Source organism: Streptomyces sp. NPDC014894 (genome assembly GCF_043080985.1).
Taxonomy (GTDB): Bacteria; Actinomycetota; Actinomycetes; order Streptomycetales; family Streptomycetaceae; genus Streptomyces.
Map to the genome: position 1 here is coordinate 179,513 of NZ_JBIBWD010000009.1, position 21,431 is coordinate 200,943.

The following is a 21,431-nucleotide window of genomic DNA, read 5'->3' on the forward strand; positions in this document are numbered from 1 at the left end:
GGGCTACTCCGTGCGGCGGCGTCTGGCCGCGTACCAGGCGCCGCCGCCGATCAGCAGCACCAGCGCACCGGTCGCGACGGCGGGCAGGTAGGAGCCCTTGTCGTGGGCGGCGTCGGCGGACGGTACCGCGTCCACCACCTCGGGCGCGGGCGCGGCCGCCGCCGGGGCGCTCGTCGTGGCCTGCGGGGTCGGGGAGACGCTCTCCGACGGGCTCGGCGAGGGGCTCTTCGGGGCGGCCGGCTTCTTCGGGGCCGCCGGACTCCTCGTCGCCGAGGGGGCGGGCGTCCTCGGCGCGGGCTTCCTCGTCGGGGGAGGCGTCGAGGCGGTCGGCGGCGGGTTCTCCGGCGCGGGGCCGGTGTCGGCGCCGGGGGGAGGCGGCGCGGCGGTCCGGGTGTCCTCGGGCGCGGGCCGGCCGCCGCCGACGGGCTCGCTGTTCTTGGCGCGCAGCTGGTCGGGGGTGACGGTGGGCCGGCCCTGAGTGCCCTCGACGTCGGTGCCGCCGAAGGTCCACAGATCGACGCTGCCGGGCTTGGGTTTGTACAGCATGGCCCCGAGCCGGCTGTACTCCCAGGTGTTCTCGCCGGGGTCGGCGTGCCAGTACGACCAGTACGCGGAGGCCGGCGGGGTCAGGACGCAGTCGTCCTGCCGGGGCGTCGGGTACTGCTTGCCGCCCTGGTGACCGCTGTAGCCGATACGGCAGATGAAGGCCGGGCCGTCGTGACCCGTGCCGGTGGTCCGCCAGCCGCCCTGGTTCAGGAGTTCGTACCCGGTGGTGGGCGTCGTGCCGCACGAGCGGTAGACGGGCCCTCCCCAGTGGCTGAAGTCGACGGCCAGAACGGCGCCGGACGAGGTCGTGCACTGTCCCATCGGCTGCGGGGCGGCCCCGGCCGGGGCGACGGCGCCGGCGAGGGCCGCCGCCGTCAGGCCCAGCGCGGCGGCCGTACGGACGAGGGCGCGCGGGACGCGGCGGGCGCTCACGCGCGGCCGCCCAGGGTCCGGCGCCTGCGCGCGAGACGGGTCGCGCCCCAGCCGCCGAGGACGAGGAGCACGGCCGCGGCGGCCAGGGCGATGACCTCGGATCCGGTGGAGGCGAGGCTTCCGTCGCTGTCCGTGCCGCCCGCCGAGCCTCCGGCGGCGGCGGTGCCTCCGGCGCCGGAGCCTCCGGCAGTGCCCGAACCCCCGGCGGACCCGGAGCCTCCGGTGTTCTCCCCGGGGGTGACGATCTCGGGTGCGGAGGGGCTGGGCCGCGGGGTGGTGCTCGGCACCGGCTCGGGGGTGGTGCGGCTCAGATCGCGGGTCAGCACTCCGAAGGAGACGGCGGCGGCTCCGCCGACGGCCTGGGCCGAGGCGCGGACGTCCGATCCCGGCTGGCCTCCCTTGGCGACATTGAATCCGCCGTCCTTGTTCTGCTGGGAGGCGAGGAACTTCCGGGCCTTGGCGATCTGGTCCGCGTACTTCGCGGCGTTCAGCGACAGGCCCTGAACGGCGAGCGCCGCGGAGTTCACGGAGTTGCCGGAGGCCCCCGTGAAGCCGCCGTCGGAGAGCTGGCGGCCGGCCAGCCAGCCGAGGGCCTTGTCGACGGCCTCCCGCGAACCGGCGTCGGGCAGCAGGTCCAGGGTCATCGCGGCCATCGCCGTGGAGTCGACCTCCGGATCGCTCTTCTCGCCGATGAGGCTGGGCCAGGCCCCCGTCGACGCGTTCTGGAGGCTCTTGAGGTAGGCGATCGGCTCGGCCGCGGCGGCGGTCTCGTCCGCCCGGACCTGGGCGATCACGCCGAGGGACTGGGAGAAGACGGAGGTGGCGTACGCGTAGTTGCCCCTGGCCGCGCACTTGCGGGGGGTGGCCGGGGTCGCCGCGGAGCAGACGCCCCCGGCGAGCGCGGCGATCAGGTCGCGCCCGCCGAAGTCGCGCGGATCGCGGCCCACGGACTCGGCGAGCACCGCGGCCTTCCCGATGAAGCCTCCGCCCGCGTGCTTCGTCCCGATCCCGGTCCAGTCGTGGAGGCCGCGGCCCGTGCCGTCCTCGCCGCCCTTGTCGAGGAAGTCGACGATATTGCGCAGGGTGGCGTTGTCGTGGCCGGTGGCGGCGAGCGCGTAGGCCCCGTCGATGGTCAGGCCGTACTCCGCGAAGCCGGGGCTGGACTCGTAGTAGCGGCCCTTGACCAGCCGTTTGTGGTCGGCGAGGTAGGCGGATCCCTTCTTCAGGTCGGGGCCGTCGCCGGAGGGCTTCGCGGGGGGCTTGGTGGGCGGGTCGGTCGGGGTGGTCGGCGGGGCGGGCTCCTCGGTGGTCAGCGACACCAAGTCGGTCTTCGCGCTCGCGATGACGGCCGCGGTGGTGGCGTAGAGGAGCGGGCTCGTGCTCTCCTCGTCGAAGGCGAAGCCGCCTCCGGGAAGCTGCTGCCGGGAGAGCCAGGAGAGACTCGCGTTCGCGTGGGCCCGGTCGCCGAGGGCGCGCAGTGTCTGGGCCGCCCAGCCGGTGGCGTAGGCGCTGCCCGGGGCGCTGTACGACGTGGCGGGCCAGGCGCCCGTCCGGAGCTGTGCCTTCTTGAGCGAGGAGCGGGCCCGGGTCACCACGGGGGTGTGGCCGCCGGCCCGCTGGAGGGCGAGGGCGACGAGAGCGGTGATTCCGGCCTCGCTCTCGCAGACCGCGCCGTCCAGGATGAGGGAGGAGGGGAATCCGCCGTCGTCGCACTGCAATTGGGTCAGCCGGGTCACCGCGTCGGCCGGCGGCGTCAGCCCGCCGCTCAGCAGGGCGATGACGGCCATGGCCTGGCCCTGGGTCCCTCCGGTCGTACGGAAGTCGCCCTTGGACGCGCAGCCGGGGACGGGCTGCGGCGCGTCGGAGCCGCTGAGGCAGACGTTCGCCATGAGGTCGCCGAGGAGGTCGTGGCCGCCGAACTTCCGGGGGTTCTTGCCGGTGGCCTCGGCGACGAGGGCGAGACGGGCGGCGGCGGTGGCGTCCGGGGCCTCGTCCTTTCCGGCGGGGTAGGCGTACGCGCGGGTGTGCTCGGGTCTGCCGAGGAAGTCGGCGATCCGCCGGGCCGTGGGAGTGCCGTCGTCGGGGGCGGCCAGCGCGTAGGCGACGTCGGTGGTGGCCAGGTAGTCGGGCGCGGTCTCGCCCTCGGCGACGACGCGCTGCCCGTTCGTCAGCCGCTCGGTGAGCCAGCGGGTCGCGGCCGGCAGGTCGACCGTGCCGGGCGGCACGGTCGGCGCGGCCGGGTCGCCGGGGGCCGGCGGGTCGCCGCCCTCCGCGCGCACGTCGTCGGGGGTGAAGGCGGGCCTGCCCTTGGTGCCGCTGAGGTCCGTGCCGCCGAAGACCCACGCGTCGACATCGCCCGGCTTGAGCGTCCGGGACATGGCTCCCTGCGGGCTGTAGGTCCACTTCCGCTGGCCGGGCGAGGCGGTCCAGTACGACCAGTAGGCGGTGGCCTGCGGTGTGAGGACGCAGTCCTCCTCGGCCGGAGTGGGGTACTTCTCGCCGGAGTCGAAGGACTTGTTGCCGATGCGGCAGATGAACGCGGGACCGTCGTGGTTCGTCCCCACCGTGGTGAAACCGCCGGAGTGCAGCAGCTCGTAGCCGGTCGTGGGGGTGGTGTCGCAGCCGCGGACCACCGGGCCGTCCCAGTGACCGAAGTCCACGGCGACGATGGCCCCGGACGTGCGCGTGCACCGCTCGATCGGGGCCGCGTCCGCGGGCGGGGCGGCCGTGAGGTATGTCACGCCCGCGCCGAGCGTCAGGACCGAGGCCGTCACGAGGGACAGCAGCCGCCGTCCCGCTCCCGGCCAGCGTTTCTCCTGCTGTTCGGTCCCCACCGCGGCCCCTCGTCTCTGCCGGGCGGCTGCGTACGTGGCGACGCGCCCGCCCCGCACGGCTGTTGCGCCATGACGAGGCGGCGACGACCACGCCGTAGTCCGCGACGGCGCTCCTCGTGCTCCATCCCCGCTCCAGGCATTCCGGCTCACCCGGACGAACCAGGTCTACGGTTGCGGGTCAGCGCCGGAATTCGACCGGCTTCCCCTGGTGCTGAGTGCTTATCAGGCGGAGTGCAACACGGATCCGGCGGGGCCGTCAAGGTGGTGTGCGCCCCGTGCGAAGGACCCCAAGGCCCTTCATTCGCGCCTCGGTTGCACGGCTGGCGCGCCTGTGATCGCTCGGGTAGCGTCCTGGGCTGCCAGGTGGGGGAATCCGGTGCGAGGCCGGAGCTGACGCGCAGCGGTATGGGACGGCGGGGGCCGTCTCCGAGCCCGAATGCCCATAGGCGACGCAGTACAGGAAGCCGTACCACGCGACCCGGACGGCGGCTCCTCGGGCCGTGCCCGGCCGTGCCGGTGATCCGCGGCCCGCCCGGCACGCTGGAGCGGCCGGCGTCCGCCGATTCCAGGAGCAGACCATGCCCCGTCCCCGCACGTCCCGCCGTCTCACGCTCGTGACGCCCGCGGCGCTCGCCGCCTTCGCCCTCACCGCGCTGCCCGCCTTCGCGACCTCGACCCCCGCGCAGATCGCCACGTCCAAGACCAACGGTGTCGCCTACCTCAAGTCGCTCCAGGCGGCGAACGGTGCGTACGCCGGATCCGGCCTCTCCAACGAGTGGGCGTTCAGCGCCTTCGCCGCCGCGGGCACGGCCGTCGTGGACGTCGCGCCGGGCGGCGACACCACCAAGAACGCGAGAACCGTCTACCGGAATCTGCTGTCCACGGCCGCCTGGCCGTCGGCGTCCCCGGTGGTCACCGACTACGAGCGCGGCGCGCTCAACGCGTACGCCGCGGGCATCGACCCGGCCCGGGTCTCGGCCTCGCGCAATCTCGTCGCGGACATCTACGCGTACTGGCAGACGGCCGAGGCGGGCTACTTCGGCCCGTCCGCGAACTTCAACGGCACCGTCTTCGCCGCCCTCGCGCTGGGCGGCGCGAAGACCCAGGCCGGAACCGCCCGCGTGCCGCAGGCCCTCACCGCTTCGACGGTCGCCCGCCTCCGGGCCAACCAGCACAACGACGGCGGCTGGACCTACCAGAAGGTGGAGGGCGATCCCACCGCCGTCAACTCCGCCGGCGATGTGGACATGACCGGCGCCGCGATGGCCGCCCTGTGCGTCTCCGGCGTCCCCGGCACCGACGCGGACGTCGTCCAGGCGAAGAACTTCCTCAAGGGCAAACTGGCCGCGGCCTCGGGCGCGTTCAACTCCCTCTACGGGGTCAACACCAGCTCCAACGGCTGGGCGATCGCCGGTCTGAACGCCTGCGGCATCAACCCGCAGTCCGCGGAGTTCACCACGATCAACGGCAAGACGCCGGTCGACTTCCTCATCGCCAACCAGTACAACCCGGCGGGCGGTTTCAAGTACAAGCCCGCCGATACGTCGGCCTCCGCCTACGCCTCCATCGACGCCCTGCGCGCGGTCGCCGGAGGCGGCTTCACCTCGGCCCCGCCCACGCCGGTCACGCCGGGCGCGCCGCAGTGGGTCGCCCAGAGCGCCTTCACCCCGGGCGCCGCCGCCAGGCTCGCGCTGAGCGTCGACGACGGGGCCGGAAACCTCAAGGTGTGCGCGGTGTCCTTCACGCCGACGGGGGCGACCACCACCCTCGGCGACGTCCTCGCCGCCGCGACGGGCTCCGCCGCACCCTCCGGCTGCGTCACGAGCGTGGCCCCCTCGTCCGGCACGGGGGCCGTCACCTCGGTCAACGGCAAGGCCAACAGCGGTTCCAGCACCTGGAAGGTCAGCGTCGACGGCTCCTCCTTCGCCGGCGCCCTCCGCGAGAAGACGATCAACGTGGGTGACACCATCGCGCTGCGCTGGGGCGTCTGAGTCCCCGGGGCGGGGGCTCGCGCCGGGTCTCCACCCGGCGCGGCCCCCGTCCCCCGTCGTGAACGGCCTTGGAGAGACGGGCTGTTGGCTAGAAGGCGGTCCAGGTGAAGGCGACCTGGTCGCCTGCGCTCAGCTTGAACTGGCAGCCGCCGACCGGGGTCGGGACGCCGTTGACGGAGATGCTCCAGTAGGCCGCGCCGCCGCCGCTGACGTTCTTGATCGTGTCGACGGAGAAGTCGTCGAACGCGGGGTACCAGGCGCCGTCCCAGGTGAAGCGCTTCTTTCTCGCGGCGTCGTCCAGCGCGGCGGTCGGGGTGGGCACGGCGCTGGGATGGGCCGAACCGTTGGTGCCGTCGCACTTGTGCGTACCGCCGGTGGCCGTGGTCACATCGTGGCCCTTGGTCTTGATCCTGCCCTGGAACAGCGGACCGCTCGGTCCCTGCACCGTCAGGCTGACCTTGACCGGGGCGTTCGTGTGCGGAGTGGGCCCGGCGTGGGCGGCGGCGGGGGCCGTGGTGAGCGCGAGCCCCAGGGCGGCGGCGGCGACGAGTGCGGTGCGGACGGGATGCGGGCGCATGGGTTGCCTTTCGAGCGATGCCGGTACGCGGCGCGACCCTGTGCCCACGGCGCCTTCGGCGGCCGTGTCGCCCCGAGCGCGGGGGAGACGGACTCGTCGGCGATCCGAGACGGCTCAAAGCTTCGCGCTGCAGACCATGACAGTGGGAAGCGGTACGACCGCGTGCTGGGCTCTCCGACTCGGGGCGCGGAGACGCCCCACACGGTTGCAGGTCAGCGCCGGATTCCCACCGGCTTCCCCCGGGACACACGACCATTCGGTTGTCCGCCCGGACCGGCCGGGCAGACGAATCGTACGGTCGTATCTTCGTGATGAACAGGGGCTGATTTCCGGCCAACTCCCAAGGGGGATCGGGCCAGAGCCCCGGCCGAACGCCACCGGAGCGCGGGGGTGCCGCGGCCCGCCGCCCGCGCGCGTCCGTGAGCGGCCGCGCGACCCCGGCTGCCCCGCCACGGCCCACGTGGCGGCGTACGGGGCGGTCCGCCCGCCCGTGCACGTGCGGGTGGTCCGCCCCGTCTGTTGTGTACGCGTCCGCTCGCCGCGCACGGTGTCGCCCGGGCCGACAGGGCGTGGCGGGGCGGTGACGGCGGCGGCGGACCGGAATCGCCGCCGACTCGTGGGCCGGGCGCGGGCGCTTGCGCGCCGCAGGGCTGTCGGAGGCGGTGGGCCCCGAGGCCGGCGGTATGAGGCCCGTCACTCTCCGGGCACGCCGGGCCGGGCCTGCGCGATCATGGCGCGAATGGACTCCCGTTTCCTCGGCATCGCCGATCTGGACGAAACCCCTTCCGTGGCGGTCGTGATCGACGTCATGCGTGCCTACACCGTGGCCGCCTGGGCCTTCGCCCGGGGGGCGGAGAAGATCGTCCTGGCCGAGTCGCCGGACGAGGCCCTGGCGCTCAAGGCCCGTCACCCGGAATGGGTGGCGATCAAGGACGGTCCGCCCGCGCCCGGTTTCGACGCCGTCAACTCTCCCGGTCTGCTGCGCTCCCTCGACCTCGGCGGGCGCACCGTCGTGCAGAAGACGACCGCGGGGACCGTCGGCGCCCTCGCGGTCAAGGAGGCGGCGCTGGTGCTGTGCGCCGGCTTCGTGGTGGCGGAGGCGACGGCCCGGCTCCTGCGGGCGCGCGGGAGCGACAGCGTCACGTTCGTGGTCACCGGCGAGGACGGGCGGGCCGAGGAGGATCTGGCGTGTGCCCAGTACATCGCCGGGAGGGCCGCCGGGGCCGGGGCGGACGCCGCCGAGTACCTCGGCCGCGCCGCCCGGTCGCGCGCCGCCGCCGAACTGACGCAGGGGGTGCGCCGAGGAGCCCATCCCGACGACGTCGCGCTCTGCCTGGAGGTCGACCGGTTCCCCTTCGCCATGGTGGCGGCCTCGGAAGGCCCGCTCATGGTCCTGCGCCCGCACGCGATGCCTTCGCCCCGGTGAGACGGGAGTCGTGAGTCGGGCGGAGTCGTCGGGCGGACCGGGACGCCGGCGGCGAGTCGGGCCGTCCGGCCCGCCGCCGGGGGCCGGGCGGCGGATGGGTCCCGGTGTCCTGCGGCGGCCCGGCGGCCGTGGACGGCGGAGCGGTCAGTTTCCGGCGATGACCGTGGTGACCACGGTGGTGGTGACGACGACCGTCAGCGTCGCCCGCACGGACTCGACGACCCGGTGGACGGCCGGCGCCGCCCAGTGGCCCCGTGCGATCGCTTCCATCGCCGCTTCGGCCCGAGACGTGTCGGCGGCCGGGAAGGCGAGCCGGGCCAGCCCACCGCCGTGCAGCAGGGCGATCAGGCTCGCCGTCCGCTCGTCCGGGCTCCCGCCGCGCAGCACGGCGGCGTCGAGCCGCTCGCGCACGGCCGCCTCGACCGAGCCGTCGGCCTCCGGGTAGCGGCGTACCGGAAAGAGCCCCAGGACCTTCTTGGTCTCCTCACGGACCAGGCCCTTGTCCACCAGGCCCGCGCTCGCCGCGGCCACCGCGTCCTTCTTCAGGTGCTGGATCCAGTCGGCGGCCCTGCCGGGCTTCTCGCGGCCGGCTATGGCGGCGAGCGCGGCGTCCAGGGACGAATGGCCCACGGGGGAGGGGTCGATCGCCGACACGATGTCGCCGTCCACCGTGATCCGGCCCGCGAGCGCCAGCTCCACCAGCGACGCCCCGGCGATGGCCCAGCCGACGTTCGCCGGCTCCCGTCCGGCCCCGGACTCGTCGTCCAGCGACAGGAGCAGGAGCTGTTCTCCCAGCGTTGTTTCCATGGTTCCTACTCTCTTTCAGGGGGGCGACGACTTCACAGGGGGCGACGACGTGACGTCGAGGTCTGTGGGGGACGCGGAGGGCTCTGCTTCGGAGCCATGTCTTCCGTCTCGTTCCCACCCCACCCGCTGAGACGCCGCGTGCGGTTGGAGCGGTTGCGCGCGGCGGCCGGGGGCGGAGTCGTACGTACGGTCCGTGCGGGAGGAGTCCCCGGGACGCGGGCCGCGCTGCTTACGCGCGTACCGCCGCTACGGCCGCCCGTCGGTGACCGCCGCGACGACGGTACGGGAGCCCGCGGCCGCGCGGACGCCGGAGCGGGCCGGGGTATCACAGCGCGATCGCGTGATGATCTCGGCGCGGAGGGGTCGTCCGGCTCCGCCCGCGGGTGTCGTCCTCCCGGAATCCATGGCCGGCCCGTGCGGACGGCGTCCGCGCCCGCGTGGTGAGGGACCGCCACCGGCTCTCCGAGAGCACGCGGGTTCAGCCCGGTGAACGGGGCTGTCCAGGACGGTTCCGACGCCGTGGCCGCACCGACCACGACGGAATCGTTCCGCCCGTCCCGTCTCACCGAGGCGTGAGGGAATCGCCGGCCGCGCGTCGCCGGCCGGGCCACAGGTCGTCGTAGGCGGCATCCATGAACCGCACCTGCGGCCCGCGCAGTGCCGGCGCATCGGCGATCTCGCCCCGTGCCGCCTCGGCGAGGCGGGTCGCGAAACGATACGCCGCGCCCCGCAGCCGCTCGTCCCCGGCCGCCAGGTCGATCTCCGCCCGCGCGAGCCACAGGTCGTCGACGAGCCGGTCGAGCGCGAGGCCGGCCGCGGCTCTTGCCGCCGGGCGCGTGAGCGCGGCCTTCTCCACCTGCGACGCGATGCTCAGGAACTTCAGGATCACGTTCTTCAGCTCCGCACGGTGCGCGGCCGACTCCTGCGTCTCAAGCTGCCGGGTGCTCGCCCGCGACGCCATGTACTGGCCGAACAGCGACCCGCCCGCGCCGGGCGCGACACCTGCCAGGGACAGCGGCGCCGGCCCCAGAGTTCCCCGAGATCCTATGACCGGAGTATCTCAACTCGTCGATCGAGAGAGCCGGGATTTCTATGGACCGCCCATGCCGAGGCGTTTACGGGACAATGCCAAGAAGGGCTGATACGGCGGTATTCGCCCGAGAAGGCCGGTCGCGGACATGACGTCACGGAACCGGTCCGCCGCCCGATTCGGATCGATGAGTGCGGTGAGACGGGAGAAGGGAATCCTCACACCCTTCGGAACCCGGCGGAGGATATTCGCTCCCGCTCGACACGGCCTCGAAAGGGGGCGATGGATCTGCTGAGAGCGGGCACGGGTATTCCCGCGCTCGCGGGCGGTGCGCAGACGCTTCGGGCCTTAGGAATGCCTTACGGCTGTGCGGTCCGGCTGTAGGCCGTCCGAGGGCTTGTCATTCATCGGCCTGAAAGAAGAACCAAGGGATCCGGCGCGTGGACCGCCGCCGCAGAGCCGGGGTGCGATCGCCGAAGGCTCGCGGAACGGCTTCCGGGCGGGCGGTACGGGGACGGGCGGGCCCGCCGGCTTCCGGGCCCCGCCCCCGCGAGGGGACGGTCCGCCGCGAGCGATCCGATCACGTGGTGATGTGAACGGTCGTTCTCCAGAGCGTCCCGTACCCGGAGGGCAGCGCGATCGGGCCGGTGCCGCCGGGGCCGAGCCCGCTCGCCCGGCGTATGGGCGCTCCGGCCCAAGGCCGTTCCTCCGTGAGGCCGGAGACACGTGTCGATGCCCGTGGCGTCGGCTTCGCGCGGCGCCCCGGTGACGATCGGCCGCCGTCGAGCGGGAAGCGGGCGCCGGTCCGGGCGGTTCGTCCGCGATCACCGTCATCGGCCGCCGCGCTCCGGCCCGGCGGCCGGCCCGGTGATCGCGATCACCGTCATCGGCTCACCCGTGACGCGACCGGAGGGCCGGAAGCGCCGGGCGGGCGCTTCCCCTGCCGAAGATCCCCCGTACTCCTCGGTGATAACGGCGTCGAAGGCGAAACCCCCCGGGCCCGCGCATCCGTATCGCGGGGGGATACCAAAACGAAAGATGCCGAGTTCGCCCAGTTTCCGGCGGAAGTCGCGCGGAACGCGCCCATTCGCTGGGGATGCGCGCGACTTCCCCGGTGATGAAGTCCCGCAGTTCCGATCGAAACACCGTGTGGGCTCTTCGGTGAAAACAGTGCGGCGCACGCCGGTCCCATGCCGTACCGAACGGCGTCCTGTCAAGAAGCTGTAGCTTGAATGAGGTTGACGGGCCCGTCCGGGCCGGTACAGGATCTCACCGGGTGTCCCGGGGTCTTCCCCCGGACGCCGGGTCAAGTTACCGAAGATCACGTGGCCTTGTCTCCGCAGGTGGTCGTGTGCCTAGTATTCCGATGCCGGATCGGGAGGCTCAATTGCCTTCATGACAGTAATTTCACTCACTGGGGGACAGCGTGACGAAATCCTTGAAATCCGGGATTCTGTTCCATGCGCGAGGCCCTCGCCCGCAGGACCGTCCGTGTCCGCCGGGCCGGCTCGCCACCGGGGCCGTCGACGGAACGCCACCGCCGGTCAACGGCTTCACGGGCCGTTTCCCGGACGCGACGGGCGGCGGGCCGGACCGCGAGGGCCCGTATCGACCGGGTCCTTTCCGCCAGGACCCCGTCCGGCGTCGCGAGGCCGAACTCGGCGGCCCCGGCGCACCGCGGGTGCGTCCCGCCCCCTGAGGCATTCCCGGCTTGTCGCACAGTGCCGCCGCACCAGCACCATTCCCGAGCGACACGACCATGAACGGCACGACCGGGATCGGCGCGTCCGAGACCGGTACGACCGAAGCGACGCGATCCACCGCTCACGGCAGACACATCAACCGGCCCACCACGGTTCCGTACGCATTCCGCTCCCCGGGGCGGCGAAGTCCCGGCGATCCCGCGAGGTTTTCCCCGGCGCGGTCGCGGTCCCGGTCGCGACGACACGAGGAGGATGAACCAGCCGTATGAGCACGCAGATGATTTCCCCCGGACCATTCTGCACATCGGCGGCCACGGAAGACGTCAACACGGTCATCTCCGATTTCCTCGCGGAGAAGAAGGAAAACTGCGGCCATGTGCCCATGGTCCAGCTCCTGGACGCGCTGGCCGCGTTCATGGAGAGCGGCAAACGCATCAGACCGGTCCTGTTGCTGACCGGCCGGCTGGCGGTGGGCGGGGAGCACGGCGGCGCCTCGGCCGTACGGGTCGCCGCGTCGCTGGAGATGTTCCACGCGTTCGCCCTGATCCACGACGACATCATGGACGGCAGCGACACCCGCCGGGGCCGCCCCACCATTCACCGGGCCTTCGCCGGAGAGGGCGGCGACGGCCGCGGAGAGCGCTTCGGCGCCGGCGCCGCGGTGCTCCTCGGCGACCTCGCCTTCGCCTGGTCCGACGAACTCCTGCACACCGCGGGACTCGACTCCGCCCAGTACGCCGCCGTGATGCCCCTGATAGCCGAGATGCGCTCCGAGGTCATGCTCGGCCAGTACCTGGACCTGAGGGCCACCGGAGAGCTGACCGACGACGTCGAGGCCACGCTCACCGTCAGCCGCTACAAGACCGCCAAGTACACCATCGAGCGCCCCCTGCACATCGGCGCCGCCCTCGCCGGCGCCGGACCCGAGACCATGGCCGCCTGCACCGCCTTCGCCCTCCCCCTCGGCGAGGCGTTCCAGCTCCGCGACGACATGCTCGGGGTCTACGGAGACGTCCGCGACACCGGGAAGTCCCGTCTGGACGATCTGCGCGCAGCCAAGAACACCACGCTCGTCGCGCTCGCCCTGAGCAGGTGCGACAGCGCACAGGAGGCCCGGCTGCGCACGCTGATCGGCGACCCCCGGCTCGACGAGGCCGGCGCCGGGGAGGTACGCGCGATCTTCGAGGTCACCGGCGCCCGCTCCGCCGTCGAGCGCATGATCGAGGACCGCTACCGGGAGGCCCTGCGCGTCCTCGACACCGCCCCCTTCGCCGCCGAGGCGACCGCCGTACTGCACCGCATCGCCCGCACGGCCACCAGGAGGAACACATGACCACCACCGCCACCCCGGCCGGAACGGCACGCTACTGGCAGGAGTGCACCGACCGCTTCGCCGAACTCTTCGGCCGCCACCTCGTGCACGACGCCGAGCAGGTCCCGATGACGGACGCCGAGCTGCGCGAGGTCATCGACGCCTGCAACCGCGCCGTCGCGCCCCTCGGCAAAGAGGTCTCCGACCGCCGCTGGGTCTCGTACATGAACGTCGTGCGCTGGTCGCAGAGCGCGCGGCACATCAAGGACATGGAAGCCTTCAAGGCCGTCTGCGTGCTCAACTGCGTGACCTTCGTCTGGGACGACATGGACCCCGCGCTGCACGACTTCGACCTCTTCCTGCCCCAGGTGCGCGCGGTGTGCGACCGCTACTACGACAAGGAGGACGCGGACTTCGCGTACGAGGGCGCCCGCGCCTTCATCACCAGCGACCACATGTTCCGTGACTCCCCGGTCAAGCGGAAGCTCTGCGGGACCTCCCCCGAGCAGTACTTCCGCTTCCGGGTCACGGACATCGGGGTGGACTTCTGGATGAAGATGTCCTATCCGATCTACCGCAACCGCGAGCTGACCGAACACTCCAAGTCGGGCCTCGCCGCCCGGATGGCAGCGCGCGGACTCACCATCGTCAACGACTTCTACTCGTACGACCGGGAGAACGCGCTCGGTCAGATAACCAACTGCTTCCATCTGTGCGATGTCTCGGACGAGGCTGACTTCCGGCGCTTCTTCGCACAGCGGCTGGACGATCTGGGCGAGGACATGGAGTGCATCAAGGCATTCGACGACCTCACCCGGGACGTGCTGCTCGACCTTCTCCACGGCAATTTCGTGTGGACCACGCAGGACCGGCGCTACCAGAGCCCCGTGAACGACGTCAACGCTCTGATTCAGTAGGGGGATCTCTCCGATGCCGTCCCCGAGGAAAAGCCCCGCCGACCGGCCCTGGCGCACCGGCGCCGCGACCGGCGGCCTTCCCCTGCTGGGCCATGTGATCCAGCTGTGGCGCCGCCCCCTGGAGTTCCTGGCGTCCCTCCCCGCCCACGGCGATCTCGTGGAGCTGCGCCTCGGGCCCGGCCGCGCCTATCTCGCGGCCCACCCCGAACTCGTCCGGCACATCCTGCTCAGCCCGAACGACTTCGACAAGGGCGGCATCTTCGACAAGGCGCGGCAACTGCTCGGCAACAGCCTGTCGGTCTCCCGGGGCGACGAGCACCGCCGGCAGCGGCGCATGATCCAGCCCGCGTTCCACACCCCCCGGATCGCCGAGTACACCAACGCCGTCGGCGCCGACACCCGGTCGATGACCGACGGCTGGCGGCCCGGTGAGGTACGGGACATCGGGGACACCATGCAGGCCCTGCTGATGCGGGTCGCCGCGCGCACCCTCTTCTCCACCGGGCTCGACGAGAGCACCGTCGAAGAGGCGCGGCAGTGTCTGAAGACCATCTCCCGCGGTCTCTACCGGCGCACCATCGCGCCCCTGGGCGTCGTGGACAGGCTCCCCACCCCCGGCAACCGGGAGTACGCCCACGCCAACACCCGGCTGCGGGCGATCGTCGCCGAGATGATCGCCCGTCAGCGGCGCGAGGAACGCGAGCGCGGCGTGGAGCGCGCGAGCGAGGAGCGCGAGGGCGGGGCGGACCGGCGCGCGGAGTGTCCGCACGGGGACGGTCCGCGCGGGGACGGCGCGGAGCAGGACAGCGCGCGCGGGCCCGGCGCGGCGGAGGACAGAGCGTGCGAGCACGGCGCGGCGGAGACCGGCGCGGCGGGGAACAGCGCGCGCGAGCACCGCGCGGGCGGGCCCGGCGCCGGTGACGGCGACGAGTCCGGGGGCGACGACCTGCTGTCCGTACTGCTGCGCGCCCGGCACCCCGACACCGGCGCGCGGCTGAGCGACCGCGAGATCCTGGATCAGGTCATCACCTTCCTCGTCGCGGGCAGCGAGACGACCGCCGCCACCCTGGCCTTCGTCTTCCATCTGCTGGGCACCGCCCCGGAGATCGAGAAGCGGGTGCACGCCGAGATCGACGCGTCACTGGGAGGCAGGCCCCCGCGCCACGCCGACCTGCCGACGCTGCCGTACACCCGCAACGTCATCACCGAGGCGCTGCGCCTCTACCCGCCGTCCTGGATGGCGATGCGGGTGGCCGCCCGCGACACCGAACTCGGCGGCCGGCCGATCCCCGCCGGCACGATGATCTTCTACAGCGCCTACGCCATCCACCGCAATCCGGAGATCTTCCCCGATCCCGACGCCTTCGACCCCGACCGCTGGGAGGGGGAGCGCGCCGCCCAGGTGCCGCGCGGGGCGCTGCTGCCGTTCGGCGCGGGCGTCCACAAGTGCATCGGCGACGTCCTGGCCCTGACCGAGACGGCGCTCATCGTGGCGACCGTCGCGGCCCGCTGGCGGCTGCGCCCCGTGTCCGGGACACGGCTGCGGCCCGAGCCGAGGGCCACCCTGGAACCGGGCCCGCTGCCCATGATCTGCGAACGCCGCTGAGCGGCCGACGGCCTCGCGCGGTTACGCGGCCCGGACGCCGCCGGCGCACGACCGACAGCCCTCTCGCCCCACCGAAGGAGATGTCAGACGTATGAAGAGCGCTCCCGACACCGTGCCGCGCGGCTGGGCGGTGGCGGCCGCGCCCGGCCGGCTGCCGGGTGTCGGCCATGCCCTGTCGATGGCCCGCAGGCCGCTGGAGTTCCTGACCTCGCTCGCCTCCCTCGGCGACCTGGTCGAGGTCAGGCTGGGGAGCCGCCCCGCCTATCTGCCCTGCCATCCGGAACTGGTGCGGCAGGTGCTGCTCAACGCGCGGGTGTACGACACCGGGGGGCCGGTGAAGGACAAGGCCCGGCCCATCCTGGGCAATGGGCTGATCACCTCCGACTGGGCCGACCACCGCAGACAGCGCAGGATGGTGCAGCCCGCCTTCCACCCCGCGCGCATCGCCACCTACGCCCAGGTCATGCGGGACGAGTGCGCGCGGCAGGTCTCGCTGTGGGAGGCGGGGCGGCCCATGGACATCGCCGACGCGATGCAGGGCCTCACCGCCCGGGTCACCGCCCGCGCGCTGTTCTCCACCGACATGGCTCCGCACTCGGTCGCCGAGATCCAGCGCAGCCTGCCGCTGATGGTCAGCGGCGCCTATCGCCGGGCGGTGGACCCCACCGGACTGCTGGCCAGGCTGCCGCTCGCCGCGAACCGAGCGTTCACGGCGGCCCTCGGCCGGCTGCACACCCTGATCGACACCATCGTCGCCGACTACCGGCGGGCGGGCGAGGACCGGGGCGATCTGCTGTCGGCGCTGCTCGCGGCGAGCGACGAGGAGGACGGCGGGCGGATGTCGGACCGGGAGGTCCACGACCAGGTGATGACGCTGCTGCTGGCCGGGGTCGAGACCACGGCCAGCGCTCTGACCTGGGCCTGGCATCTGCTGGCGGCCAATCCGGAGGCGGAGCGGCGGCTGCACGCCGAGGTCGACGAGGTGCTGGCCGGCGGCCGGACGCCCGACTACGCCGACATCCCGCGGCTCGCCCACACCCAGCGGATCTTCACGGAGACGCTGCGGCTGTATCCGCCCGCGTGGATGTTCACCCGGATGACGACCGAGCGCACCGAACTGGGCGGACGCCGGCTGCCCGCCGGTACGGACGTGCTGATCAGCCCGTACGTCATCCATCGCGACCCGGGGCTGTTCCCGGACCCGGAGGCGTTCGACCCGGACCGCTGGCTGCCGGAGCGGGCGAAGAGCGTCAGCCGGGGCGCCTATCTGCCGTTCGGCGCGGGGAGCCGCAAATGCATCGGTGATGTGTTCGGGATGACGGAGGCGACCCTGGCCCTCGCCGCCATCGCCTCCCGGTGGCGGCTGCGGCCCGTACCCGGCACGACCGTACGGCCGCGGGCCCAGATGAGCCTGACCACGGGGCCGCTGCAGATGGTGCCCGTACCGCGCTGAGAGGGGACGGGCACGGGCCGCGGCGCGCAATCCGCCCCCGGCCCGCGCCCGTCCGGCGGCGATGTGCGCCGGACGGCCCGCCGCCGGTTCCGGTACGCGCCGCGCGGGCGGCGAGCGCCCGCGATGAGCGGGTACGCCGTGCTGGGCCCTGCGCCCTGCGCCCTGGGCCGTCCGGCCGGTTCCGGGCTGTGCCAGGATGCGTTCATGATCTGTACCGGAAGGGGCCGTGCCGCGTAGAACGCCGGGTTCGCTGCGGCCGAGGGAGCATGCCTGGCGGCGGCCGTGGGTGCGGTATCGCGATCTCCCTGGTCTGTCGGGATCGGCCAACGCCGCCGTCCGGCTGCTCGAACGGGAGCGGTGGTCCCCGGGCGTCGTGTCGGCGGCGCTGAGCGTCTGGTCCGCGCATGTCCACGGCACCGGGCGGCGCCGGCGGCCGTGGGAGGCGGAGTTCGCCTGCCCGTGCTGCGGCGAGGGCTGGTCCCGGGACCGGCTGCGGGAGGCGCTGTTCCTGCTGCCGCCGAAGGCCGCCGCCGAGCTGCGCGTACGGGTCGAGCGTCTGGACGCGGTCCTGCTCGGCCGGACGCATCACGATCCGGCCGCCGATCCGGACCTGGAGTGGTGGCACCGCAGATGCTGACCGTGGCCTGCGGCCGCCGACGAAGCCTTGCCGTGAGCCGTGAGCCGTGAGCCGTCCCGCTCTGACAACCGTGCCGCCGTGCCGGCGTGCCCCCCGTCCCCCCGTCCCGCCGGGCCGCCGCGCACCGCCCGGAAGACACCGGCGCGAAGCCCGCGAAGACACGGGCGCGAAGCCCGCGCGGACCGTGGAACAAGGCGGAAGCTGACCCTCCGGACAGGTAGATTCAGGGTTAGGTTAGGCTAAGTTAAATCTTGGGTTCTTCGCAGTTCCGTCGCCCCGCTGTGTCGGCTGCGCCTGTCGTTTCTAGGAGTCATCCGCCGTGCGTTCCGTCCGTTTTCGCAAGTCCATCGTCGTCACCAGCACGGTCCTGTGCGCGGGCATCGTGCTGAGCGCCTGCGGGGAGTCCGGCAAGGCGTCCGACTCGGACAAGAGCCAGGGCGAGGTCACCGTCACGACCGCCAAGGGCGAACTCGAAGTGCCCCTGAAGCCGGCCAAGGTCGCCGCGCTCGACAACACGTCGTTCGCGACGCTCAAGGCGTTCGGCGTCAAGCCGGTCGCGGTGCCCAAGGCGCTCCTCCCGAAGGAGGGCTTCGAGGACTGGATGAACGACGCGTCCATCAAGGACGTCGGCACCCACCGTGAGCCGAAGTTCGAGGCGCTCAACGCCAGCGAGCCCGACCTGATCATCGGCGGCTACCGGTTCACCGACCACCACGACAAGCTGTCCAAGATCGGCAAGACGATCGACGTCGCCCCGTCCGACGAGGCCAAGGACGGATACGTCGCGTCGCTGAAGACCCAGACCGAGCAGCTCGGGAAGATCTTCGGCGAGGAGGCCAAGGCCAAGGAGATCGTCGCCGCCCTGGACAAGGCCCAGAAGTCGGCCGCCGACGCCACCAAGGGCGAGAGCGTGTTCCTCGCGGTCGCCAGCGCCGGAAAGGTCGACAACGGCGCCAGCCGCATCGGCCGGCTCTCCGAGCCGCTGAACCTGAAGAACGTGCTCGAGGCCGAGGGCGAGGAGAGCACCTCCGTGCACGACAACTCGGGGCTCGCCCCCGAGACGATCGCCAAGCTCAACCCCGACTGGATGATCATGCTGGACCGGGACGCGGCCGTGGGCCCCGAGTCCGGTGAGGCGATCGCCGCGAAGAAGGTCGTGGACGGCATGGAGGCCTGGGACAAGACCACCTTCCGCACCAAGGACCAGGTCATCTACCTGTCCAGCGACTTCTACCTGACCGAGGGCATCCAGGCGTACACGGACTCCTTCAACACGGTGGCGACCGCGTTCAACGCGGCCGGCTGACACACCCACGTCCGAGCGGCCCCCGGCTCAGCCGGGGGCCGCTCGCACCCCACCGCCCCGGAAGCCCCATGCGCCGACTCCCGCTCACGCTCGCCGCACTCTTCGTGCTGGCCCTGGTCACCGCCTCGCTCTTCATCGGCGGTTACGACATCGATCTGCGCGCCCTGGCCACGGACCCCGAGGCCCGGCGCATGTTCCTCATCTCCCGGGTGCCCCGGACCCTCGCGCTGGTCTTCGCCGCGGCCGCCATGGCCGTCTCCGGCGTGATCATGCAGATGCTCGTACAGAATCGTTTCGTCGAGCCGACGACCACGGGCACCAGCGAGTGGGCCGCACTCGGCGTGCTGCTCCTCACCATCCTCGTGCCGGCCGCCTCGCCGATGGTGCGGATGGGCGCCGCCAGCGCCTTCGCGTTCGCCGGCGCGCTCGTCTTCCTGGTCGTCCTCGGGCGGATCGCGCTCAAGTCACAGGTCATCGTGCCGATCGTGGGCATCATGCTGGGCGCCCTGGTGAGCGCGGTGACGCTGTACATCGCCTCGTCCACGAATCTGCTCCAGATGCTCGCCACCTGGCGCTCGGGCGGATTCAGCTCGGTGGTGCGCGGGAACTACGAGCCGCTGTGGGTGGTGGGAGTCATCGTCGTCGGTCTGTATCTGGCGGCCGACCGCTTCACCATCGCCGGGCTCGGCCGCGACACCGCCACCAGCCTGGGACTCCCGTACCGCCGCATCATGTTCACCGGACTGGTCATGGTCGCCCTGGCCACGGGCGTCACCACCGTCGTCGTCGGATTCATCCCCTTCCTCGGGCTGATCGTGCCGAATCTCGTCTCGATGGCACGCGGCGACGACATCCGCCGGAACCTGCCCTGGGTGGTGCTCAGCAGCGTGGCCCTGATGATCGTCTGCGATCTCGTCGGCCGGCTGCTCGTCTTCCCGCTGGAGATCCCGTCGACGGTGGTGCTCGGCGCCGTCGGAGCGGTCGTGTTCGTCGCCATGATCCTGCGTCAGCGAGGGAAGGCCCATGTCTGAGAGCCGACCGACGGCCGCGCCCCCGTCCGGCACCGCCCGGGACGGCGGCGAGGCCGGCCCCCGCGCCGCTTCCGGCCGCACCCGGCCCGTCTCGCGGGGCATCCCCGCCGCCGTACGGCTCGCCCTGGCGGGCGGGATCGCCGCCGTCGCGGTGGTCTGCTTCCTCTTCCTCTTCATCGAGGGATCCTTCGAGTTCGCCTTCGAGCGCCGGCTGACCATGCTCGGGACGATGGCGGTGGTCGCGTTCGCCCAGGCCGTGGGAACGGTGGTGTTCCAGACCATCACCCACAACCGGATCCTCACCCCGTCGATCATGGGGTTCGACTCCGTCTACATCCTGATGCAGACCCTCCTGGTCGCCGTCTTCGGCGGCAGCGTGCTCGCCGCGACGGACGGGCTGCCGAAGCTCGTCACCCAGACCCTGCTGATGGCCGGCTTCACGATGCTGCTGTTCGGCTGGCTGTTCTCCGGGCGCAAGGGCAGCATCCATGTGCTGCTGCTGGTCGGCGTGGTGCTCGGACTGGCCTTCCGCAGCCTGTCGGACTTCCTCCAGCGGCTGCTCTCGCCCGCCGAGTACGACGTGCTCTCGGCCCGGCTCTTCGGACGGCTCAGCAGCGCCGAGGCGGGGTATCTGCCCATCGCGGGCATCGTCTGCCTGATCGTCGGAATCGTCGTCTGGCAGCGCCGCTACCGCCTCGACACCCTGCTCCTCGGCCGGGACGCCGCCACCAACCTGGGCATCGCCCACAAGCGCGAGCTGTCGCTCATGCTGCTGCTGATCTCCCTGCTGATCGCGATGTCGACCGCGCTCGCGGGCCCCATGACCTTCTTCGGCTTCGTCACCGCGATGCTCGCCTACCAGATGTCGGGCACCCACCGGCATGTCGTGGTCCTGCCGATGGCGTTCCTCATCGGGCTGATCACCCTGGCGGGCGGTCAGTTCATCATGGAGCACGTCTTCTACGCCTCCGGCATGCTCACCGTCGTCATCGAGTTCCTCGGCGGGGCGATCTTCCTCGTCCATCTCCTCCGGAAGGGCACCCTGTGATCGAGTTCACCGACATCCGCAAGGCGTACGGCGAGGACGTCGTGCTCGGTCCGGTGTCCGGGCGGATACCGGCGGGCGGGGTCACCTCGCTCGTCGGCCCCAACGGCGCCGGCAAGTCCACCCTGCTGACCATCATCGGCCGGCTCGCCGAGCCGACCTCGGGCACCGTGACCGTCGACGGCCTCGACGTGCACCGGGCCAAGTCGCAGGACGTGGCGCGGACGCTCTCCATCCTCCGCCAGGAGAACCACTTCACCGCCCGGGTGACCGTGCGCGAACTCGTCTCCTTCGGGCGCTTCCCGCACAGCAGGGGCCGGCTGACCCCGCAGGACATCGCCCATATCGACGACGCGCTCGAATTCCTCCACCTCGGCGATCTCCAGCACCGCTATCTCGACCAGCTCTCCGGCGGCCAGCGGCAGCGCGCCTACGTGGCCATGGTGCTCGCCCAGGACACCCGGTACGTCCTGCTCGACGAGCCGCTCAACAACCTCGACATGAAGCATTCCGTCCGGATGATGAGCCAGCTGCGCCGCGCCGCCGACGAACTCGGCAAGACCGTCGTCCTGATCGTCCACGACATCAACTTCGCCGCCACCTACTCCGACCGGATCATCGCCCTCCGCGACGGCCGTATCGCCGCGTCCGACACCGTCGACGCGATGATGCGCGCCGAGGTGCTCAGCGAGGTGTTCGACACTCCGGTCCAGGTCCACGAGGTCGACGGGAAGCGGACCGCGGTCTACTACCGCTGAGACGCGACCGGGCGCGCCCT

Annotated in this window: 17 protein-coding genes, 1 pseudogene and 3 riboswitches; of the genes and pseudogenes, 11 read left to right on the forward strand and 7 right to left on the reverse strand. The window is 72.3% G+C overall.

Going from position 1 to position 21,431, the window contains the following annotated elements; all coding sequences use genetic code 11:
• Positions 1–3: 3 nt before the first annotated feature.
• Positions 4–978 carry a hypothetical protein gene (locus tag ACF089_RS22450; RefSeq protein WP_392029208.1) on the reverse strand — a complete coding sequence of 325 codons (975 nt, stop codon included), beginning with the start codon at positions 976–978 and terminating at the stop codon, positions 4–6.
• Complete coding sequence (locus ACF089_RS22455; protein WP_392029210.1) at positions 975–3,812, reverse strand: prenyltransferase/squalene oxidase repeat-containing protein; 2,838 nt, start codon at positions 3,810–3,812, stop codon at positions 975–977. Before ACF089_RS22455 ends, ACF089_RS22450 begins: the two co-directional genes overlap by 4 nt.
• 135 nt (positions 3,813–3,947) lie before the next feature.
• Positions 3,948–4,017, reverse strand: a riboswitch (cobalamin riboswitch).
• A gap of 161 nt (positions 4,018–4,178) precedes the next feature.
• A riboswitch (cobalamin riboswitch) is annotated at positions 4,179–4,254 on the forward strand.
• Positions 4,255–4,390: 136 nt separating this feature from the next.
• Between ACF089_RS22455 and ACF089_RS22460 the strand changes: the two genes are divergently transcribed.
• Positions 4,391–5,803, forward strand: coding sequence for a hypothetical protein (locus ACF089_RS22460; RefSeq protein ID WP_392029212.1), 1,413 nt, complete (start codon positions 4,391–4,393; stop codon positions 5,801–5,803).
• Positions 5,804–5,891: 88 nt separating this feature from the next.
• Here the strand turns inward: ACF089_RS22460 and ACF089_RS22465 are convergent, their stop codons facing one another.
• Positions 5,892–6,380, reverse strand: a complete 489-nt coding sequence (locus ACF089_RS22465) for a DUF4430 domain-containing protein (protein WP_392029214.1) — start codon at positions 6,378–6,380, stop codon at positions 5,892–5,894.
• Between the two features lie 145 nt (positions 6,381–6,525).
• A riboswitch (cobalamin riboswitch) is annotated at positions 6,526–6,645 on the reverse strand.
• A 474-nt stretch (positions 6,646–7,119) separates the two neighbouring features.
• Here ACF089_RS22465 and ACF089_RS22470 point away from each other — a divergent pair.
• Positions 7,120–7,806 carry a 2-phosphosulfolactate phosphatase gene (locus ACF089_RS22470; RefSeq protein ID WP_392029216.1) on the forward strand — a complete coding sequence of 229 codons (687 nt, stop codon included), beginning with the start codon at positions 7,120–7,122 and terminating at the stop codon, positions 7,804–7,806.
• A gap of 144 nt (positions 7,807–7,950) precedes the next feature.
• Here ACF089_RS22470 and ACF089_RS22475 read toward each other — a convergent pair whose 3' ends face one another.
• The 4 genes and pseudogenes from ACF089_RS22475 to ACF089_RS22490 form a co-directional block, all read right to left on the reverse strand.
• Positions 7,951–8,613, reverse strand: coding sequence for a GPP34 family phosphoprotein (locus ACF089_RS22475; protein WP_392029218.1), 663 nt, complete (start codon positions 8,611–8,613; stop codon positions 7,951–7,953).
• A gap of 401 nt (positions 8,614–9,014) precedes the next feature.
• Positions 9,015–9,149 (reverse strand): annotated as a pseudogene (locus tag ACF089_RS22480) (IS5/IS1182 family transposase); the annotation flags it as partial.
• 26 nt (positions 9,150–9,175) lie between these two features.
• On the reverse strand, positions 9,176–9,502 hold the full coding sequence (locus tag ACF089_RS22485) for a hypothetical protein (protein ID WP_392029220.1): 327 nt from the start codon (positions 9,500–9,502) through the stop codon (positions 9,176–9,178).
• A gap of 971 nt (positions 9,503–10,473) precedes the next feature.
• Positions 10,474–10,968 (reverse strand): acyl-CoA dehydrogenase family protein, encoded by a 495-nt coding sequence (locus tag ACF089_RS22490; RefSeq protein ID WP_392029222.1) that lies wholly within the window; start codon positions 10,966–10,968, stop codon positions 10,474–10,476.
• A gap of 643 nt (positions 10,969–11,611) precedes the next feature.
• On the opposite strand from ACF089_RS22490, the gene ACF089_RS22495 reads away from it, so the two are divergent.
• The 9 genes from ACF089_RS22495 to ACF089_RS22535 all read left to right on the forward strand — a co-directional run bounded on the left by ACF089_RS22495 (position 11,612) and on the right by ACF089_RS22535 (position 21,411).
• On the forward strand, positions 11,612–12,679 hold the full coding sequence (locus tag ACF089_RS22495) for a polyprenyl synthetase family protein (protein WP_392029224.1): 1,068 nt from the start codon (positions 11,612–11,614) through the stop codon (positions 12,677–12,679).
• The gene (locus tag ACF089_RS22500; RefSeq protein ID WP_392029226.1) at positions 12,676–13,575 is read left to right on the forward strand and encodes a hypothetical protein; all 900 of its coding nucleotides are present in this window, start codon (positions 12,676–12,678) and stop codon (positions 13,573–13,575) included. Before ACF089_RS22495 ends, ACF089_RS22500 begins: the two co-directional genes overlap by 4 nt.
• Before the next feature lie 13 nt (positions 13,576–13,588).
• Positions 13,589–15,181 (forward strand): cytochrome P450, encoded by a 1,593-nt coding sequence (locus ACF089_RS22505; RefSeq protein WP_392029228.1) that lies wholly within the window; start codon positions 13,589–13,591, stop codon positions 15,179–15,181.
• 91 nt (positions 15,182–15,272) lie between these two features.
• A complete protein-coding gene (locus ACF089_RS22510) occupies positions 15,273–16,634 on the forward strand; it encodes a cytochrome P450 (protein ID WP_392029230.1) in 1,362 nt (453 codons plus the stop codon).
• 226 nt (positions 16,635–16,860) lie between these two features.
• Positions 16,861–17,271 carry a hypothetical protein gene (locus tag ACF089_RS22515; protein WP_392029232.1) on the forward strand — a complete coding sequence of 137 codons (411 nt, stop codon included), beginning with the start codon at positions 16,861–16,863 and terminating at the stop codon, positions 17,269–17,271.
• A gap of 319 nt (positions 17,272–17,590) precedes the next feature.
• The gene (locus tag ACF089_RS22520) at positions 17,591–18,577 is read left to right on the forward strand and encodes a siderophore ABC transporter substrate-binding protein (RefSeq protein ID WP_392029234.1); all 987 of its coding nucleotides are present in this window, start codon (positions 17,591–17,593) and stop codon (positions 18,575–18,577) included.
• A 68-nt stretch (positions 18,578–18,645) separates the two neighbouring features.
• Positions 18,646–19,608, forward strand: coding sequence for an ABC transporter permease (locus ACF089_RS22525; RefSeq protein ID WP_392029236.1), 963 nt, complete (start codon positions 18,646–18,648; stop codon positions 19,606–19,608).
• The gene (locus tag ACF089_RS22530; protein ID WP_392029238.1) at positions 19,601–20,656 is read left to right on the forward strand and encodes an iron chelate uptake ABC transporter family permease subunit; all 1,056 of its coding nucleotides are present in this window, start codon (positions 19,601–19,603) and stop codon (positions 20,654–20,656) included. The genes ACF089_RS22525 and ACF089_RS22530 overlap by 8 nt, the downstream gene beginning before the upstream one ends.
• Positions 20,653–21,411 carry an ABC transporter ATP-binding protein gene (locus ACF089_RS22535; RefSeq protein WP_392029240.1) on the forward strand — a complete coding sequence of 253 codons (759 nt, stop codon included), beginning with the start codon at positions 20,653–20,655 and terminating at the stop codon, positions 21,409–21,411. The genes ACF089_RS22530 and ACF089_RS22535 overlap by 4 nt, the downstream gene beginning before the upstream one ends.
• Positions 21,412–21,431: the final 20 nt, after the last annotated feature.

Bases quoted from the DNA above. Each gene is read 5' to 3' on its own strand.
- ACF089_RS22460 (WP_392029212.1), top strand. From the start codon at position 4,391: ATGCCCCGTCCCCGCACGTCCCGCCGTCTCACGCTCGTGACGCCCGCG.
- ACF089_RS22465 (WP_392029214.1), bottom strand. From the start codon at position 6,380: ATGCGCCCGCATCCCGTCCGCACCGCACTCGTCGCCGCCGCCGCCCTG.
- ACF089_RS22470 (WP_392029216.1), top strand. From the start codon at position 7,120: ATGGACTCCCGTTTCCTCGGCATCGCCGATCTGGACGAAACCCCTTCC.
- ACF089_RS22475 (WP_392029218.1), bottom strand. From the start codon at position 8,613: ATGGAAACAACGCTGGGAGAACAGCTCCTGCTCCTGTCGCTGGACGAC.
- ACF089_RS22495 (WP_392029224.1), top strand. From the start codon at position 11,612: ATGAGCACGCAGATGATTTCCCCCGGACCATTCTGCACATCGGCGGCC.
- ACF089_RS22500 (WP_392029226.1), top strand. From the start codon at position 12,676: ATGACCACCACCGCCACCCCGGCCGGAACGGCACGCTACTGGCAGGAG.
- ACF089_RS22505 (WP_392029228.1), top strand. From the start codon at position 13,589: ATGCCGTCCCCGAGGAAAAGCCCCGCCGACCGGCCCTGGCGCACCGGC.
- ACF089_RS22510 (WP_392029230.1), top strand. From the start codon at position 15,273: ATGAAGAGCGCTCCCGACACCGTGCCGCGCGGCTGGGCGGTGGCGGCC.
- ACF089_RS22525 (WP_392029236.1), top strand. From the start codon at position 18,646: ATGCGCCGACTCCCGCTCACGCTCGCCGCACTCTTCGTGCTGGCCCTG.
- ACF089_RS22530 (WP_392029238.1), top strand. From the start codon at position 19,601: ATGTCTGAGAGCCGACCGACGGCCGCGCCCCCGTCCGGCACCGCCCGG.